The organism is Sinorhizobium sp. FG01, from assembly GCF_002531875.1.
Lineage (GTDB): Bacteria > Pseudomonadota > Alphaproteobacteria > Rhizobiales > Rhizobiaceae > Sinorhizobium > Sinorhizobium fredii_C.
The window spans coordinates 1-2352 of record NZ_NWTB01000055.1 but is presented as its reverse complement, the minus strand read 5'-3'; the positions used below and the strand labels follow the sequence as shown (position 1 = coordinate 2352).

General features: G+C 67.8%; 3 protein-coding genes. All 3 read right to left on the bottom strand.

The features are described 5' to 3' along the window. Nucleotides 1–1040: NAD(P)(+) transhydrogenase (Re/Si-specific) subunit beta (locus tag CO656_RS29445; RefSeq protein WP_097528133.1), on the bottom strand; the 1040-nt coding region annotated here is incomplete at its 3' end. Nucleotides 1041–1049: 9 nt separating this feature from the next. Further along, nucleotides 1050–1460 carry a proton-translocating transhydrogenase family protein gene (locus tag CO656_RS29440; protein ID WP_097528132.1) on the bottom strand — a complete coding sequence of 137 codons (411 nt, stop codon included), beginning with the start codon at nucleotides 1458–1460 and terminating at the stop codon, nucleotides 1050–1052. Further along, nucleotides 1461–2352, bottom strand: an 892-nt coding sequence (locus CO656_RS29435; RefSeq protein ID WP_097528131.1) for an NAD(P) transhydrogenase subunit alpha, incomplete at its 5' end; no start/stop codon positions are given.

The window sequence follows — 2352 nt, the reverse complement described above, 5'->3', positions numbered from 1 at the left end:
TGGATGGCGTATTTGACCTCGACGCCGGCCGCCTTCAGCTGGTCGCCCATCTCGCGCAGCGCATGCTGGGCCTGGGCCACCGCCATGCCGTAGCCGGGCACGATGATCACCTTCGAGGCGTTTTGCATCAGGAAGGCGGCGTCGTCGGCCGAGCCCTGCTTGACGGTCCGCTGGATGCCGTCGTCGCCGCCGGCCGCCGCCGTCTCGCCGCCGAAGCCGCCGAGGATCACCGAGACGAACGAGCGGTTCATGCCCTTGCACATGATGTAGGAGAGGATCGCACCCGAAGAGCCGACCAGCGCCCCGGTGATGATCAGCGCCAGGTTGCCAAGCGTGAAGCCGATGCCGGCCGCCGCCCAGCCGGAATAGGAGTTGAGCATCGACACCACCACCGGCATGTCGGCGCCGCCGATCGGGATGATGATCAACACCCCGAGGACGAGCGACAGGGCGACGATCAGCCAGAACACCGTGGTGCTCTCGGTGAAGACCAGCATGATCACCAGCGCCACGAGTGCCGCCGCAAGGCCCGCATTGACGAGGTGGCGTGCCGGCAGGAGGATCGGCTTGCCCGACATGCGGCCGTCGAGCTTCAGGAAGGCGATCACCGAGCCGGTGAAGGTGATCGCGCCGATGGCGACGCCGAGCGACATTTCGACCAGCGCCTGCGAATGGATGTCGCCGATGGCGCCGATGCCGAAGCTTTCCGGCGCGTACATCGCCGCGGCCGCCACCATCACCGCGGCGAGGCCGACGAGCGAGTGGAAGGCGGCGACCAGCTGCGGCATCGCCGTCATGGCGATGCGCTTGGCGATATAGGCGCCGGCGCCGCCGCCGATCGCCAAGCCGGCGACGATCATCAGCAGGCCGCCGATCGACGGTCCGGCGAGCATGAGCGTCGTGACGATGGCGATACCCATACCGGTCATGCCATAGGCATTGCCCCTGCGGCTGGTCACCGGATGCGACAGGCCCCTCAGCGCCATGATGAACAGCACGCCGGAGACGAGATAGAGGAAGGCTGCGAAGTTAGCGTTCATCGGCCCGCCTCACTTGTCTTTTTTCTTGTACATGGCGAGCATCCGCTGGGTGACCAGGAAGCCGCCGAAGATGTTGACCGAGGCGAGCACCAGGGCGACGAAGCCGAAGCCGGTGGCAAGCCCGGAGGCCGAGATGCCGACCGCCAGCAGCGCGCCGACGACGATCACCGAGGAGATCGCATTGGTGACCGCCATCAAGGGCGTATGCAGCGCCGGCGTCACCGACCAGACGACGTAGTAGCCGACGAAGATCGCCAGCACGAAGATCGCCAGCCGGAAGACGAAAGGGTCGATCGCCCCGCCGGTGGCGCCATGCGCCACCGCGCCGGCCGCGTCCGGCACGTATTCGGCCGCGGTCCGCACCGCCTCCACCGCCCGTTTGAGGTCGGTGAGCGCCTTGTCGAGAAGTTCGTTCGCCATTTACTTGTCCCCCCCATTCGCGCCGCCGAAAGCCGGATGCACCATGGCGCCGCCGTGGGTCAGCGCCGTCGCCTTGACGAGCTCGTCCTCCATGTTCACCGCCAGCGCTTTCGTTTCCTTCGAGACCATCGTCTCCAGGAAGGTGACGAGGTTCTTGGCATAGAGGAGCGAGGCAGAGGCGGCGATGCGGCCCGGCACGTTGAGATGGCCGACGACCTTGACGCCGCCGATCTCGACGACCCTGCCGGCCTCGGCGCCTTCGACATTGCCGCCGCGCTCGACGGCAAGGTCGACGACGACCGAGCCGGGCTTCATCGAATCGAGCATCTGGCGGGTCACCAGCCGCGGCGCCGGCCGGCCGGGGATCAGCGCCGTGGTGACGACGATGTCCTGCTTGGCGATGTGCTCGGCGACCAGCGCTGCCTGCTTTGCCTGGTAGTCCTTCGACATTTCCTTGGCGTAGCCGCCGGCGGTCTCGGCCGCCTTGAACTCGTCGTCCTCGACGGCGATGAACTTGGCGCCGAGCGAGGCGACCTGCTCCTTGGCCGCCGGGCGGACGTCGGTCGCCGACACCATGGCGCCGAGCCGCCGTGCGGTGGCGATCGCCTGCAGGCCGGCAACGCCGGCGCCCATGACGAACACCTTGGCCGCCGGCACCGTGCCGGCCGCCGTCATCATCATCGGCAGCGCCCGGTCGTATTCATGCGCCGCGTCGACCACCGCCTGGTAGCCGGCAAGGTTCGCCTGCGAGGAAAGCACGTCCATCGATTGCGCCCGGGTGATGCGCGGCATCAGTTCCATCGCGAAGGCGGTCAGCCCGGCCTCAGCCATCGCGGCGATCGCCGCGTCGTTGCCGTAGGGATCCATGATGGCGATGACGATCGCCCCGGAC